The following is a 15,115-nucleotide window of genomic DNA, read 5'->3' as shown; positions in this document are numbered from 1 at the left end:
GTTAACGGGGCGCCGAGATCAACGTCCACGCCGAGGCGGCCTAGTAGCCGACCTGGCTCTTCCGGTCGTACTTCGGTCCAATTGTGGGAGCGAGCCTGCTCGCGAAGGCGGTCTGATAGTTGGCCATAGATTCTGGGCAACCACATTTTCAGTGGAAATTGAACATTCTCGCTACCGTGCAGCCTTGACCTGGAATTTGTTATAGAAAATCAAGTGCTTGCGTTTTGTTTGATAGGAGCTTGCTCCCGCTGGGCTGCGCCGTAGGAGCTGTCGAGTGCAACGAGGCTGCGATCTTTCCACTGACAATTGAATCGAGAGCAAAAGATCAAAATCAAAAGATCGCAGGCTTCGCCAGCTCCTACAGAGCCCAGCGGGAGCAAGCTCCCTCGCCACAGTAACGCCCCCCACCACAGAGCAGTGTCGCGGTTCAGGCAGGTTTGGCCCCATACCAGCGCGGCGTATACACCCAGTTTCCACCGGATGCGCGCGGGAACACGCAGGTGGTGGAGGAGCCGATCAGGACCATGGTGCGCATATCCACCTGCTCGGCCGTGAGCTGCCCCAACGTGGTGACACGCAGGGTCTGGCCCGGACGACCGATGTCACGCCCCAACACCACCGGCGTCTCCGGCGTGCGGTGCTGGGCGACGATCTCCAGCGCTCGCCCCAATTGCCACGGCCGCGCACGGGAAATCGGGTTGTAGAAAGCCAACGCCAGATCGGCTTCGGCCGCCAGGTCCAGGCGTTTTTCGATGATCGACCATGGCTTGAGATTGTCCGACAGCGACATTACGCAGAAGTCATGCCCCAACGGCGCACCGGCCTGGGCGGCGGTGGCGAGGGAGGCGGACACACCGGGCAGGATCTCCAGGTCAACCTGGTGCCAGGTCGGGTCGCTGGACTCGTGCAACGCTTCGAGCACCGCCGCCGCCATGGCGAATACACCCGGGTCGCCGGACGACACCACGATCACCGAACGGCCTTGGGCGGCCAATTCAAAGGCGTGTCGCGCACGCTGCATTTCTTCGCGATTGTCGGTGCAGTGCAGCACTTGATCGTCGCGAAACGGGCCGGCCATGCGCACATAGGTTTCGTAGCCAAGCACATCGGTGGCCCGCGCCAGTTCAGCCTTCACCGCCGGCACCATCAGTTCGGCCGCGCCCGGCCCCAGGCCGATCACCGCCAGGCGTCCGCGCGGACGACCGATTTGGGTCACCTCCAAGGGTCGCGCAGCAACGGCGATGGCCAGGTTGTCCGTCGCCGAAAGGATGTTCGCCGCCGGCACCGAACTGCGCGCCAAGGTGGCGGCATCGCCGGTCATCGCCACAAAGCGCAGCGCCACCCCGAGTTCCAGCGCCGCTTCACGCAAGGCCGTGCTGGCCATCAGCGTCTGCGCCGCCACCAGGCACGCCAGGCTCGGAATCGCCACGTTGGCTTGCTGCAAAGCGGCACGAATGGCGCCCGGCAGGTCAGCCACCTCGGCGCTCACCACCACCGCGACACTGCGCGGATAAATCAGCAGTTCATGGGCGCTCGCCTCACGCTCGGCATGGCCGACGTGGATCGTGCGTCGGGCTTGCGGGTCTTGCGGCAACTGCGCCTGATCCAACCACGGCGCTGCACCTTCGATGCGCACCGGCTCACCGGCCAACAGGTCGGAGACAAAGCGCTTACCCTGCTCCAGGTCGCCAAGGCTGTAGCCGCTGGGTGGATTGAGCAGGCAGGTGCCAAAACGCAATTCGCCGCTGGTGGTAATCGCCGGCGCCACTTGCAGCGTTGCCGCGATCTCCCGGGCCATGACGTTGACCCCGCCCAGGCCGCCCAGCAGCGGTACCACGGCGCTGCCATCCTCGGCCACCGCCAGTACCGGCGGCTCGACGCCTTTTTCCAGCAACAGCGGCGCCAGGGTGCGGATGACGATGCCCGCCGCGCACAGGGCGATGATTGGTGTGTTCTGTTGGTAGAGCTCGCGCAACGTCGCGCCGAACTCGAGGTATTGGCGATCCGCGCCCTCGACTCGCCCGGCCAGGCCGTGGATCAAGGCTTCGGGATAACGTTGCTGGATCCGCCGGGCCGTTGCGAGGCTGCCCGGGCCGAGGATGACGATGGCCGGCGCGGTAGAAGTCATCAACCCTGCCACCGTTCGCCCGGGACAATGATCAGCGAGAAGTACGGCGAAGACATCGGCTCGACTTCATCCAACGGCACGATTTTCTGGTTGGCCATGGTTGCCCGCTCGACGTACAGCGCCCGTCCGTCCATACCCAATTCCTGAAGCACTTGGCGAACCTTGGGGAAATTGCGCCCCAGCTTCATGATCACCGCCGCATCGGCGTCGGCCAGGCGACGCTTGAGATCGTCGTGGGGCAGGACGCCGGAGAGCACCGACAGGCTCTGGTTGCGATAGACCAGCGGCGCACCGAGCACCGAGGCCCCGCCCAGCATCGAGCACACGCCGGGAATGACTTGGGCCTCATAGCGCTCGGCCAGGCGATCGTGCAAGTACATGTAGGAGCCGTAGAAAAACGGATCGCCCTCACAGATCACGGCCACGTCGCGACCGGCATCCAGGTGCACGGCCAACTGCTCGGCGGCGGTGTCGTAGAAGTCGGCGATCACCTGTTCATAGGACAGCGGCGCCGGCAGCGCTTCGGTGGTGACCGGGTAGACCAGCGGCAACAACGTCTGCGCGTCCTGCAAATGGGCCTCGATGATGCCGAAGGCGTTGCCCTTCTTGCCCTTGGCGACGAAGTACGCCACCACCGGCGATTCGCGCAACAGGCGCAGGGCCTTGACCGTAATCAGTTCCGGGTCACCGGGGCCCACGCCGAGGCCGATCAGACGTCCAGGCTGCTGCATCATTCAATCTCCGTAGCGAGGGCGTTGACGGCGGCGGCGGCCATGGCGCTACCGCCCAGGCGGCCTTGCATGATCACGAACGGCACGCCGCGGCTGTTGGCCGCCAGCATCGCCTTGGACTCGGCGGCGCCGACGAAGCCCACCGGAAAACCGAGGATCAGTGCCGGTTTCGGCGCGCCGGCATCGAGCATTTCCAACAGGTAGAACAGCGCGGTCGGCGCGTTGCCGATGACCACGACGCTGCCTTCCAGGTGCGGGCGCCACAGCTCCAGCGCCGCCGCCGAACGGGTGTTGCCCAGCTCCAGGGCCAATGCCGGCACGGCCTCGTCGCGCAAGGTGCAGATCACCGGATTGTTGGCCGGCAGACGAGCCCGGGTCACGCCTTCGGAGACCATCCGCGCATCACACAGGATCGGCGCACCGGCAGCCAGCGCCTGGCGCCCGGCCGTGCCCGCGCCCTCGGAAAACTGCAGGCCATCGATGGCCTCGACCATGCCGCAGGCGTGGATCACCCGCACCGCGAGTTTTTCCAGGTCGGCCGGAATGCGCGCCAGGTTGGCTTCGGCGCGGATGATCGCGAAGGAGTTGCGATAGATCTCCTGACCGTCGCGGATGTAATCAAGCATCAAGGGGGCTCCGGGGGCGAGCGTCGAGCCAGTGGCCGAGCGCTTCAATAGTCAGATTGTGTGCCTGCAACGCGCCGAAACCCGGCAGCGTGGCATCGCGAAAATACAGGTCATAACGACCGGGGGCGACCGCCAGCAAGGTGGCGGGCGCGATATGGGCTGCCGCGCAGGAACGCGGGCAGCCCGACAGATGGACCTTCAGGGTCTGGCCCTGGCGTTGCAACAGCTCGGCCAGTTGGCGAGCGTCGGCCTTGGTGTCGGCCAGGGCTTTGCCGCAGCCACTGGAACCGGTGCAGGCGATGAGTTGTGCCAGGGGCTGATCGACCGAGCACAACAGGCCCAACCCCTCAAGCCGCGCCAGCACTTCGTCGGCGTCCTCGCGGCGCACGTTGGGCAGCAGCAGGCTTTGCCAAGGGGTGAAACGAAGGCTTGCGTTGCCCTTCTCCCGTGCCAATTGCGCCGCCCCCCGCAGCATGCCGGCGTCGAGTCGGCCAAGGGGCGCCGCCGCGCCGACGTAGACGCGATCGTCATGCTGGGGATGAACGCCGAGGTGCAGTCCGTCGCTGGCCCTGTCCCGCTGCCAATCCAGGCACGTTTGCAGCGGCACGCGGCGGGCCAATCGGGTCATGAATTCATCGCTGGGGATTTCAGCCAACAAGTGACGCATGCGGATCTGGTCCGGGCGCGCCAGGTCGAGGAACAGTTCCAGCACCGCCACCACCAAGGCATGCCCCTGGGCCAGGGGCACCCTGCCTGCCGGTTTATCCAATGGGCAACCGGCCAAGCCGAAGGCCAGCCAAGGCTCGCCATCACGGACCAGGGCCGACAACCACAGGTCATGGTGATGTTCGAGCATCGCCAACGCTTCACCACCGTCCAGTTGCACGGCGAACTTGGCCGACAACTCAGGGAAGCGTTCGTGGGTTTGCAGGGTGAAGAGGATCTGCGCCGCCAATGGCCGGGTGTCGAACAGCATCTGCCGGTCGATCCCGGCCGACGGGCTGAGCATCAGGTTGCGTACGTCATCGCCGGCCGGCTTGCGCGGGCCAAGCCCGGCGGCCAGCAATGGCTCGATCAGCGCGTCGTGCCCGGGACCGATCCCGCGGATTTGCAGGTTGGCCCGGTTGGTCGCCTCGATCACGCCTGCGGCGAACCGCTCGGCCACAAAAGCTACGGCTTCGGCCTGATCCGCCTGGATGGAACCGCCATCGAGCTTGATCCGACAGATCCCACCGTCCAGCGCCTGGACGACACGCAGCAACCCCGGGCAACCGGAGGGGCGTACGACGTTGGAGGATGGACGTTCGTTCAAGGGAAGACCGGCAAGTTGAAGCGCCGCATCGGCGAAAGGTCGCCATTATGCCTGCTTTGCCAGGGGGCAGGAAAAGCTTGCTGGTCGGATTGACGTGGGATTGCTCAAGAACACGGGCGGCCTGACCCAATGATGTCGTCTGTTCCGCCGCCTTCGCGAGCAGGCTCGCTCCCACAGTTTTGATCGAGGTGTTCACCAATCCCGTGTGCCCCCCAATCCCCTGTGGGAGCGAGCCTGCTCGCGAAAGCGGTCCAGCAGCCACAATGATGTTGCGCCTGGCGCCTGATCCGCCGGGGCGCGGTATGATGGCGGCCCGGTTCGCGGTGGCAACACGCCTGTCGATCAACCCAATTATTCGAGGAACAGAGATGACCCCCTGGCTGACCGTAGTGGGCATCGGTGAAGACGGCTTCAAGGGCCTGGGCCGAACGGCTCGCCATGCCTTGCTGCGGGCGTCACACATTGTCGGCAGCGACCGGCAACTGGCGCTGTTGCCACTGTGCATCCGCGGCCATCGGGAGCTGTGGCCCAGCCCGTTTTCCCTGGAACCGCTGCTCGCTCGGCAGGGTGAACCGGTGTGCGTGCTGGCCAGCGGCGATCCGATGTTCTACGGCGTGGGCGCCAGCCTGGCGAAACAGGTGCCGAGTGATCAGATGCTGGTCATCCCCGCGCCCTCCTCCTGCTCGCTGGCCGCGGCGCGCCTGGGCTGGCCGTTGCAAGAGGTGGTCACGCTGTCGTTGGTGGCGCGGCCCCTGGCGGCGCTCAATGTTCACTTATCCACAGGTGTCAGGCTGTTGCTGCTGAGCAACGACCGCCACAGCCCCGCCGCCGTGGCAACGCTACTACGCGAGCGCGGCTTCGGCCCGAGCACCATGACCGTGCTGGAGCATTTGGGCGGTGCGGCGGAACGACGGATCGACGGTTGCGCCGCGCAGTGGTCCGATGACACCGTCGCCGACCTGAACCTGATCGCCATCGAATGCCGGGCCGAACCGTCGACACCGCGCCTGTCACGCCTGGCCGGTTTGCCGGACACCGCCTTCGAGCATGACGGCCAGTTGACCAAACGCGACGTGCGCGCCATCACCCTCGCCCGCCTCGCCCCGACCCCCGGCGAGTTGCTCTGGGATGTCGGCGCCGGCAGCGGCTCCATCGGCATCGAATGGATGCGCACCCACCCCAGTTGCCGGGCCCTGGCCATCGAAGCCGACGAAGGCCGCCAAGGCTTGATCGAACGCAACCGCGACACCCTCGGTGTGCCTGGCCTGCAACTGATTCGCGGCAAAGCCCCCCAGGCGCTGGAGAACCTGGAGCGGCCGGACGCGGTGTTCATCGGCGGCGGCGTCACCCGCGAAGGCGTGCTCGACGCCTGCTGGGCCCAACTCAAGCCCGGCGGCCGGCTCGTCGCCAATGCCGTGACCCTGCAAAGCGAAACGGCCCTGATGCACTGGCGCGAACGTCACGGCGGTGAACTGACCCGCATCCACATCGCCCAGGCCCAGCCCTTGGGCGAGTTCGACACCTGGCGCCAGGCCTTGCCGATCACCTTGCTCGACCTGGTCAAACCTCTCGATGCGTGACGAAACCGCCGAACAACCCGCCCCGCTGCGCAGCGGCCTGACCACCGGCAGTTGCGCCACGGCCACCAGCCTGGCGGCCGCTCGATTACTGCTGCGCGGCACCGAAGCCGATGCCGTGGAAATCGTACTGCCCAAGGGCAAGCAGGTGCAGATGCGCCTGGAGTTCTGCCGGCTGACCGAACAAGGCGCCGAAGCCGGGACGATCAAGGATGCGGGCGATGACCCGGACGTGACCCACGGCGCCCTGTTGTTTTCCCAGGTGCGCTTGATCGCCGAGCCCGGTGTGCGTTTCGTCGCGGGTCGCGGCGTCGGCACGGTGACGCGACCGGGGTTGGTGCTGAACGTCGGTGAACCGGCGATCAACCCGGTGCCGCGCAAAATGATCAACGACCACCTGGGTCGGCTGGCCGAGGAAAGCGGTTACGTCGGCGGTTTCGAAGTCACGGTCAATGTCGAGGGCGGCGAAGCCCTGGCGCTGAAAACCATGAATCCGCGCCTGGGGATTCTTGGCGGCCTGTCGATCCTCGGCACCAGCGGCATCGTCCGGCCGTTCTCCTGCGCGGCCTACATTGCCTCGATCCACCAGGGTATCGACGTGGCAAAAACCAACGGCTATCTGCACATCGCCGCCTGCACCGGCAACGCCAGCGAAGACACCATGCGCCGGGTCTACAACCTGCCGGAAATCGCCCTGATCGAAATGGGTGATTTCGTCGGCGCCGTGCTCAAACATGTGCGCAAGGTCCCGGTGGATAAGCTCAGCCTCTGCGGCGGCTTTGGCAAAATCAGCAAACTCGCCGCCGGCCACATGGACCTGCACAGCCGTCACTCGAGCATCGACCTGCCACAACTGGCCGAGTGGGCCGCCGCCATCGGTGCCGATGAGGTTTTGCAGCAAGGCATCCGCGCGGCCAACACCAGCCAGCAAGCCCTGGCAATGGCCAGCGCCGCCGGCATCGCCCTTGGCGATGCTGTGTGTGAGCACGCGCTGGCCTTCGCTCGCAGCGTGGTGCCGGCCCAGGTCCAGGTCGAAGTCTTCGCCATCGACCGCCAGGGCGGGATCGTCGGCCACGCGGGAGTTTTGAAATGAAACGTATCCTGCTGCTGGGAGGCGTCACCGAAGCCCTGGCCATCGCCCGCACCCTCGGCCCACAACACATCTACAGCCTGGCCGGCATTGGTCGCGTCCCCACGGACTTGACCTGCCAGGTGCGCGTCGGCGGCTACGGCGGCGCCGAAGGGTTGGCACAGTTCATCCGCGCCGAGGGCATCGACCTGCTGCTGGACGCCACCCACCCCTACGCCGCCCAAATCAGCCACAACGCCGCCCACGCCGCCCGTGCCTGCGCCGTCCCCTGCTGGGCGCTGCGCCGCCCGGCCTGGCAACCCCGGGCCGGCGATGACTGGCGCGAAGTGGCCGACTGGGCCGAACTGATCCAGGCCCTGCAACCCTTCCACCGCCCCCTGTTCACCCTCGGTCGTGAGCCTCTGCAACATCTGCATGAAATCCCGCCCGAGCAATTCTGGACCCTGCGAGCCCTGGACGTTTACCCCGGCAATGAGCGCTGCGAAGTGATTGGGGCCCGTGGACCGTTTCACATCGAGGGCGAGCGTGAGCTGTTCGAACGGCGGCAGATCGATGTGCTGGTGAGCAAGAACAGCGGCAGCACGGCCACCGAGCCGAAGCTGGAGGTGGCGCGGGAACGGAGGTTGCCGGTGTTGGTGTTGAAGCGGCCGGTGTTGGCGGGGGTGGATCGGGAGTTTGGGACGGTGGATGAGATGTTGCAGGGGCTGCGGCAACTGGTCTGACGGAAACCTGCACCGTCCTACAAGCCTGTCCTGTCAGAACTACGTCAGCAGGCTACATCACCTTGCGTCGCTGCCTACAACTACGCCAGAATCCGCCGGCTTGTGCGCCTTGGAGGCCCTCGGTAACTTGATTCCCGTCACTGCCCTTCAGTGATCGGGTTTAGTCGCCCGAGGTTTTCAGCGGGTTCACAAGCTTCGTCAGTCAGGTATTTCATCCCTGCACTTGATGGTGGTTGTGCGCAGGGCGCCTTCGGGCGCGCCGGTAATGCTGGACTCCCCGGTCGACTAACCTGCGCACAGCCGCCGCCCTTCGTTTAGTCGCGAAACGGTTGCGGCTCCATAACATGGAGTTTCCAGCAATGTTCAAGAACACACCGAATCCCCCAACCCCAGACGACCACACATCCCGTTGCCAGTCGGCCAACGCCAAAAAACTCGACGATGCGGCCACCCGCGCCTTGGACTATTACCTCAAGCCGTCAGCCGACAAAGAACCATCCGACAGGCTAGATACACTTTTCGTCATCGCACCTAACATCGACGCCGAATGCCTGCTCGCCAACCTCAGCGAAACCCTGGCCTCGGCCAATGCCATGGTCAGCGACCTCGCATTCGATCTGGAGGGCTCGCGACGACATATCGCGCAAGGGGTCCAGCAGATGATTGAGCTGGGCCAGTTGTTGGCGAATCGGGCATTGGATGTGGTCGACCCGAGATAAGCGACAGGACGTTGGGTTTGATCAAAATCGATTGGTCAAACCCACCCCTGTGGCGAGGGGATTTATCCCCGCTGGGCTGCGAAGCAGTCCCAAAACATAAGCTCACAGTTTTGTCTGGCGGACTACATTCACTGCTCTTGGGGCTGCTACGCAGCCCAACGGGGATAAATCCCCTCGCCACAATGAATGCTCACGCCATTAGATTTTCAAAGGTAAGGCTATGCCTCTCACTCGAAGCTATAAGCACACGATCATCGAACGCGTCAGGTGTGATCCTGAATTCGCCAAAATCCTGCTGGATGAAGCCGTCACTCTGCTTTTGAACGGAGAGCAGGAGATGGCGAGAATGATCCTTCGCAATCTCTTCAATGCCATCTGAGCCCTGTGGCGAGGGAGCTTGCTCCCGCTAGGCTGCGCAGCAGCCCCAAAGAAGGTGAACGCTATTTTCCTGAAACACCGCAATGTCCGGTTTAGGGCCGCTTCGCGCCCCAGCGGGAGCAAGCTCCCTCGCCACAAGGATCTCATGCACCGTCAGAAGGTGGATGACATTACCAATGGAGAGTCAGTCATGGTCGAAAAACTCACGCGTTTTGACGCTGCAACCTATCTCAATACATATGAGGAAATGGTCGCTTATCTGGTTGCCTGTTTCGAAGAGGATGCCGGTGATGGGATACTGATTCGCGCGGCCCTTAACGACGTCGCACAGGCAAAAGGGATGATGCAAGCCACTCCCAATGAAGATATAGAACAATCGAGTACCAACTGATCAAAATCCCTCGCCACAAAAGCACTCACTTGAAGATCTGTTGCTACTGTTAACACCAGCCCTGCGACCCTACACCGCACGTGGCCTTTTTACTTCTCAACCCCGATCAGGCTAAATACCGCCACCTGATCGCCCATCGAGCGGATTGCCCCATGTCCCGACAACGGCTTGCATTTGCCTGGATCGCCTGCTTCGCAGTGCTGTTCAACATGCTTGCCATGCCGCTTTCCAACAGTGGCGGTGCAACCGCCAATTCGCCAGCCGAGCAACTGCTGTGGGGCAGTTTCTGTTCCTCCAGCGGCACAAAGATGCTGGCGATTTCCCTGGGCAAACTCGAACAAGACACACCGCAGAAAGACAATCACTCGACCATGCAACATTGCTGGTGCTGCTCCGGTTCAGCGCCGTTGGTGGCGCTCGCCGGGCATGTCCCGCAGTTGTATCTGGATGCACAGCTGGCCCATCGCAGTGCCGTCCATTCAAAACTCGACAGCCCCACGCCACGCCAGCAATGGCCCAGCCTCAATCCCCGTGCCTCGCCTCTGGCCTGATTCTTCCCGCATCAAACTGCGCCCCTGAATCGTTCCGGAGAATTGCCATGTTGAACAGACTTATCCTGCTGGCTGCCCTATTGCTTCCCGTCGGCTTCGCCCAAGCTCACCAGTACAAGGTGGGCGAGCTTGAGATCGCCCATCCGTGGTCCCAGGAGTTGCCGCCCAACGCACCGACCGTGGCCGCGTATTTCGTGATTCACAACGGCGGCACCACCGCCGACAAGCTGCTCAGCGTCGACTCGCCGATTGCCGGCAAGGCCGAGCTCCACGAGCATGTGATGCAAAACGACCTGATGAAAATGCAGCCGGTGCCCGTCGTCGATATCGCCCCCGGTGCGACCGTCACCTTCGCGCCGATGGCGTATCACGTGATGCTGCTGGACCTGAAGGACCGCAGCCTGCTCAGCGATGGCAAACGCTTTGCCATGACCCTGCATTTTGAAAAAGCCGGGGATGTCACGGTCGACGTTGCGGTGCAGAAAAAAGCACCCGACGGCACCAAGACGCACATGCACGCCCAGTAGTCGTATCCGCCCGTGCAACCTCTTCGCGCCAGGCAGTCCATGCCCCGCCGTCAGCCCATGAGCCTGACACGCGGCAGCTGGATCAGCCTGTTCGCCATGCTGATGATCTTTATCGGCCCGCTGATTTCCCAGTCGATGCCGATGGGTCAGCGTATGTCCATGCCTGTGTCCATGGACATGAACATGGAGATGGGCATGGACATGTCGGCGCACGAAGCGCCGGCAGCCGAACACTGCCCGCCCCAGAGCGAGCACCATGCGTTGTGGGAAAAGTGCGGCTATTGCAGCCTGCTGTTCAATTGCCCCGCACTGCCTGGCGGTCACACCTTCGCGGTCTTCGACACACCCCACACCAACACCTACACCAGCCCTTCCCCACGCCTGGGCCATGCCCGGCCAGCGTTCTTCCCAGGTGCCCGCACCCGCGCACCGCCCCTCGACGCGTAAGCCGACACTTACCTCACTCGGTCGTACAAGACAGTCCCACGCTGCCCGACCGCGTCGTCTACGTTTGTTCGATGGAATCATCATGTCCAGGTTTTCTGCTGACATCGCTTTGGGCGCTGCCCAGGTTCGCTGCCCCCTGAACGAGCCACGAGTTCGTTTACGCCAAACCATCGCCGCCCTGTGCGGCCTGCTGCTCACCCCACTCGTACTTGCCGATGAGCACGAGCATCACGACAAGCAGGTCGAAGAACTGAGCCCGACGGTCATCACCGCCATCGCCCCCAGCTCGCCCCTGACCATCGTCACCAACCCCAAGGACCCGCGCCAACCGGTGCCGGCCAGTGACGGCGGCGACTACCTCAAGACCATCCCCGGCTTCGCCCTGGTGCGCAACGGCGGCACCAATGGCGACCCGGTGTTGCGCGGCATGTTCGGCTCACGGCTGAACATCCTCACCAACGGCAGCATGCTGTTGGGTGCTTGCCCAGGCCGGATGGACGCGCCGACGTCCTACATATCGCCGGAAACCTACGACAAGCTCACCGTCATCAAAGGCCCGCAAACCGTGCTCTGGGGCCCCGGCGCATCGGCCGGGACCGTCCTGTTCGAGCGCGAGCCGGAACAGTTCGGCGAGCTCGGCTCGCGGGTCAACGCCAGTGTACTGGCCGGCTCCAACGGCCGTTTCGACAAAGTGGTGGATGCCGCCGCCGGTGGGCCGCTGGGGTATGTACGGGTGATCGGCAACACCGCGCATTCGGACGATTACCGCGACGGCAACAACGACAGCGTGCCGTCACGCTATGACAAGTGGAATGGCGACGTCGCCCTCGGCTGGACGCCGGACGCCGATACCCTGCTGGAATTGACGGCCGGCAAGGGCGACGGTGAAGCGCGCTACGCCGGGCGCGGCATGGACGGCTCGCAGTTCAAGCGCGAAAGCCTCGGGCTGCGTTTCGAGCGCTCGAACATCGGCGAGGTGCTGGACAAGGTCGAGGCCCAGGTCTACTACAACTACGCCGACCACGTGATGGACAACTACACCCTGCGCACGCCGTCCGGCACCGGGATGATGGCTGGGCCCATGGCCTCCAACGTCGACCGCCGCACCCTCGGCGCCCGCATCAAGGCCACCTGGCGCTGGGCTGATGTGCAACTGATCAGCGGCCTCGACGCGCAGACCAACGAGCATCGCCAACGCAGCAGCATGGGCGTGGACACCTACAAGGACCTGCCGTACACCAAGGACGCCGACTTCCACAATTACGGCGTGTTCGGCGAGCTGACCTGGTACGCCGCCGACCGCGACCGAGTGATCACCGGCGCCCGGCTCGACCGTGCCTCGGCCAAGGACTACCGCCAGAGCCTCGGTTCCGGCATGTCGGCCCGACCCAATCCCACCGCCGATGACACCCGTGCCGACACGCTGCCCAGCGGTTTCGTCCGCTACGAACACGACTTGGACGACAGCCCCACCACCCTGTATGCCGGTGTGGGTCACGCGCAACGCTTCCCGGACTACTGGGAGCTGTTCTCGGCGAACGTCGGCCCCAGCGGCTCGCTGAATGCCTTCGACGCGATCAAGCCGGAGAAAACCACCCAGCTCGACTTCGGCCTGCAGTACAAGACCGAAACCCTCGAAGCCTGGGCGTCGGGTTATGTCGGCCAGGTGCGCGACTACATCCTGTTCGATTACACCCCTGGGATGATGGGCACCACCTCCCGGGCCGAGAACATCGATGCGCGGATCATGGGCGCTGAATTGGGTGCGGCCTACAAGCTGACCGAGCGCTGGAAAGCCGACGCCACCCTGGCCTATGCCTGGGGCAAGAACAGCAGCGACGGCAGCGCCCTGGCGCAAATGCCACCGCTGGACGCGCGCCTGGGCCTGACCTACAGCGAAGACCGCTGGAGCGCCGGCGCCCTGTGGCGGGTGGTGGCGGCGCAGCACCGGGTCGACGAGAACAAGGGCAACGTGGTGGGCAAGGACTACGGCAAGAGTTCGGGCTTCGGCGTGTTCTCACTCAACGGCGCCTACCGCATCAACCAGCACTGGAAGGTCAGCAGCGGTGTCGACAACCTGTTCGGCAAAGCCTACGCCGAGCACTTGAACCTGGCCGGCAACGCCGGGTTCGGCTACCCGGCGAGCGACCCGCAGGCCATCAACGAACCGGGGCGCACGCTCTGGACCAAGGTGGATATGAGTTTCTAAAAGCATCGCGGGCAAGCCTTGCTCCCACAGGTACTCCATTGCTGAGGGAACACAACGGGGCCCACAGCAATGACAAAGACTGTGGGAGCAAGGCTTGCCCGCGATCGGTTGCGCAGCAACCGAAAAATATAACAACCCAATTTGCCCTGCGGAGCGCTTTCTGATGAGCCAACCGAAACCCAATTTCTACAACCTGGCCTGGCGCTGGCATTTTTATGCCGGGCTGTTCGTGGCGCCGTTCATGGTGATGCTGGCCCTGACCGGGATCATTTACCTGTTCAAGCCGCAACTCGATCCACTGATGTACGGCAGCCTGTTGAACGTGCCGGCCGGGCATCACACCCTGGCGGCGGACGACCTGCTCAAGCAGGTCCGCCAGGCCTACCCCCAAGGCCAGGTCAAACAGTACCTGCCACCGGTCAATGCCGAGCGCAGCGCGCAATTCGTGGTGATCGACCAGGGCCGGGAACTGAACGTGTTCATCGACCCGTATCACGGCGATGTCCTCGGCGAGCAGGATGCGAAGAACAACCTGCAAGCCATGGCCCGAGCGATCCACGGCGAGTTGCTGATCGGCACGGTCGGTGACCGGCTGGTGGAAATGGCCGCCGGCTGGGGCGTGGTGCTGGTGGTCTCCGGGTTGTACCTGTGGTGGCCGCGCGGGCAATCGTCAGCCGGCGTGCTGTGGCCGCGCTGGAGCGCACGCGGTCGGCTGTTCTGGCGTGACCTGCACGTGGTCGTCGGTTTCTGGGGCGCAGCATTGCTGCTGGTGATGCTGCTCAGCGGCATGACCTGGACCGGCTTCTGGGGCAAGCAATACGCCAACCTCTGGAACCGCTTCCCGGCGGCGATGTGGAATGACGTGCCCAAGTCCGACGTCGAGGCCGGCAGCCTCAACAACGCCCATCGCCAGACCGTGCCGTGGGCGGTGGAAAACACGCCGATGCCGATGTCCGGCGACCATGCCGAGCACATGGGCCACGGCGGCATGCACGAAGGCCCCGCCGCCCCGACTGTCAGCCTGCAAGCGGTGCAGGACATCGCCACTGAACGCCAGGTCACGCCCGGCTACAGCATCACCCTGCCGACCACGGCCAGCGGCGTGTTCACCGTCGCCGTGTTTGCCGACGACCCGCGTAACGACGCCACCCTGCACGTGGACCAGTACTCCGGCAAGGTCCTGGCCGATGTGCGCTGGGAGCACTACGGCGTCGTGGCCCGCGCCACCGAAACCGGGGTGATGCTGCACGAAGGCAAGATGTTCGGCCCGCTGAACCAGATCATCGTGCTGCTGATTTGCCTGATGATCCTGCTCAGCGCCGTGAGTGGCCTGGTGATCTGGTGGAAGCGCCGGCCAGAAGGCAAGTTCGGCGTACCGCCGCTGCGTCACGACCTGCCGACCTGGAAGACCGGGGTGTTCATCATGCTGGCCCTGGCGGTGGTGTTTCCGTTGGTGGGGGCGTCGCTGGTGGTGGTGTGGTTGCTGGATCGCCTCGTTACCCGGCTCAATCGCCAGCCTGAGATTGCCTCATCTTCAAACTGAAGACAGTGCGTTAACGGAAGGCGGCGCGAAACCTCTACAATCGCGCCCGCCTTTCAAACCACGAACACAGTTCAAACTGTGGGAGCGGGCTTTGTGGGAGCAAGGCTTGCTCGCGATCCAGGCGCTGCGGTCCTCAAGAGACCGCGGCGTTTTCATCGCGGGCA

14 protein-coding genes and 1 pseudogene are annotated in these 15,115 nt (G+C 64.1%); 11 read left to right on the top strand and 4 right to left on the bottom strand.

Features of this window, described 5'->3' with window-relative positions; genetic code table 11:
* Window positions 1–427: 427 nt before the first annotated feature.
* Genes cobJ through cobG form a run of 4 tightly spaced genes read right to left on the bottom strand, consistent with a single transcriptional unit; the run spans window position 428 to window position 4,797 of the window.
* Entirely contained in the window at window positions 428–2,128 is a 1,701-nt protein-coding gene (cobJ, locus tag B0E42_RS03390) for a precorrin-3B C(17)-methyltransferase (RefSeq protein ID WP_053177930.1), read from the bottom strand.
* Complete coding sequence (locus B0E42_RS03385) at window positions 2,128–2,859, bottom strand: precorrin-2 C(20)-methyltransferase (RefSeq protein ID WP_018608198.1); 732 nt, start codon at window positions 2,857–2,859, stop codon at window positions 2,128–2,130. The genes cobJ and B0E42_RS03385 overlap by 1 nt, the downstream gene beginning before the upstream one ends.
* Window positions 2,859–3,485: a precorrin-8X methylmutase gene (locus B0E42_RS03380; protein ID WP_018608196.1), complete on the bottom strand. Its 627-nt coding sequence runs from the start codon at window positions 3,483–3,485 to the stop codon at window positions 2,859–2,861. Before B0E42_RS03380 ends, B0E42_RS03385 begins: the two co-directional genes overlap by 1 nt.
* The gene (gene cobG / locus B0E42_RS03375) at window positions 3,478–4,797 is read right to left on the bottom strand and encodes a precorrin-3B synthase (RefSeq protein ID WP_077505664.1); all 1,320 of its coding nucleotides are present in this window, start codon (window positions 4,795–4,797) and stop codon (window positions 3,478–3,480) included. The genes B0E42_RS03380 and cobG overlap by 8 nt, the downstream gene beginning before the upstream one ends.
* 368 nt (window positions 4,798–5,165) lie before the next feature.
* Between cobG and cbiE the strand changes: the two genes are divergently transcribed.
* The 11 genes and pseudogenes from cbiE to B0E42_RS03320 all read left to right on the top strand — a co-directional run bounded on the left by cbiE (window position 5,166) and on the right by B0E42_RS03320 (window position 14,951).
* Window positions 5,166–6,377 (top strand): precorrin-6y C5,15-methyltransferase (decarboxylating) subunit CbiE, encoded by a 1,212-nt coding sequence (gene cbiE, locus B0E42_RS03370; RefSeq protein WP_077505662.1) that lies wholly within the window; start codon window positions 5,166–5,168, stop codon window positions 6,375–6,377.
* Window positions 6,370–7,467 (top strand): cobalt-precorrin-5B (C(1))-methyltransferase, encoded by a 1,098-nt coding sequence (locus B0E42_RS03365; RefSeq protein ID WP_077505660.1) that lies wholly within the window; start codon window positions 6,370–6,372, stop codon window positions 7,465–7,467. Before cbiE ends, B0E42_RS03365 begins: the two co-directional genes overlap by 8 nt.
* Window positions 7,464–8,186 carry a cobalt-precorrin-6A reductase gene (locus tag B0E42_RS03360; RefSeq protein WP_077505658.1) on the top strand — a complete coding sequence of 241 codons (723 nt, stop codon included), beginning with the start codon at window positions 7,464–7,466 and terminating at the stop codon, window positions 8,184–8,186. Before B0E42_RS03365 ends, B0E42_RS03360 begins: the two co-directional genes overlap by 4 nt.
* 359 nt (window positions 8,187–8,545) lie before the next feature.
* Window positions 8,546–8,905 (top strand): DUF6124 family protein, encoded by a 360-nt coding sequence (locus B0E42_RS03355; RefSeq protein WP_053185407.1) that lies wholly within the window; start codon window positions 8,546–8,548, stop codon window positions 8,903–8,905.
* A gap of 220 nt (window positions 8,906–9,125) precedes the next feature.
* A pseudogene (locus B0E42_RS03350) lies at window positions 9,126–9,278 on the top strand (addiction module antidote protein); the annotation flags it as partial.
* A 195-nt stretch (window positions 9,279–9,473) separates the two neighbouring features.
* Window positions 9,474–9,674, top strand: coding sequence for a DNA-binding protein (locus B0E42_RS03345; protein ID WP_371915887.1), 201 nt, complete (start codon window positions 9,474–9,476; stop codon window positions 9,672–9,674).
* 152 nt (window positions 9,675–9,826) lie between these two features.
* Window positions 9,827–10,225 (top strand): DUF2946 domain-containing protein, encoded by a 399-nt coding sequence (locus tag B0E42_RS03340; protein WP_077505656.1) that lies wholly within the window; start codon window positions 9,827–9,829, stop codon window positions 10,223–10,225.
* Window positions 10,226–10,272: 47 nt separating this feature from the next.
* Window positions 10,273–10,752, top strand: a complete 480-nt coding sequence (locus B0E42_RS03335; RefSeq protein WP_018611909.1) for a copper chaperone PCu(A)C — start codon at window positions 10,273–10,275, stop codon at window positions 10,750–10,752.
* 57 nt (window positions 10,753–10,809) lie between these two features.
* Window positions 10,810–11,199 (top strand): DUF2946 domain-containing protein, encoded by a 390-nt coding sequence (locus tag B0E42_RS03330; RefSeq protein WP_077505654.1) that lies wholly within the window; start codon window positions 10,810–10,812, stop codon window positions 11,197–11,199.
* A gap of 82 nt (window positions 11,200–11,281) precedes the next feature.
* Window positions 11,282–13,408 carry a TonB-dependent copper receptor gene (locus tag B0E42_RS03325; protein WP_077505652.1) on the top strand — a complete coding sequence of 709 codons (2,127 nt, stop codon included), beginning with the start codon at window positions 11,282–11,284 and terminating at the stop codon, window positions 13,406–13,408.
* A 163-nt stretch (window positions 13,409–13,571) separates the two neighbouring features.
* On the top strand, window positions 13,572–14,951 hold the full coding sequence (locus B0E42_RS03320; protein WP_053177921.1) for a PepSY domain-containing protein: 1,380 nt from the start codon (window positions 13,572–13,574) through the stop codon (window positions 14,949–14,951).
* The last annotated feature ends 164 nt before the right edge of the window (window positions 14,952–15,115 follow it).

Origin of the sequence: Pseudomonas sp. A25(2017) (assembly GCF_002001065.1) — a bacterium.
Classification (GTDB): domain Bacteria; phylum Pseudomonadota; class Gammaproteobacteria; order Pseudomonadales; family Pseudomonadaceae; genus Aquipseudomonas; species Aquipseudomonas kilonensis.
Note: the sequence above shows the minus strand (reverse complement) of the source record. Positions and strands in the feature narration are given on the sequence as shown.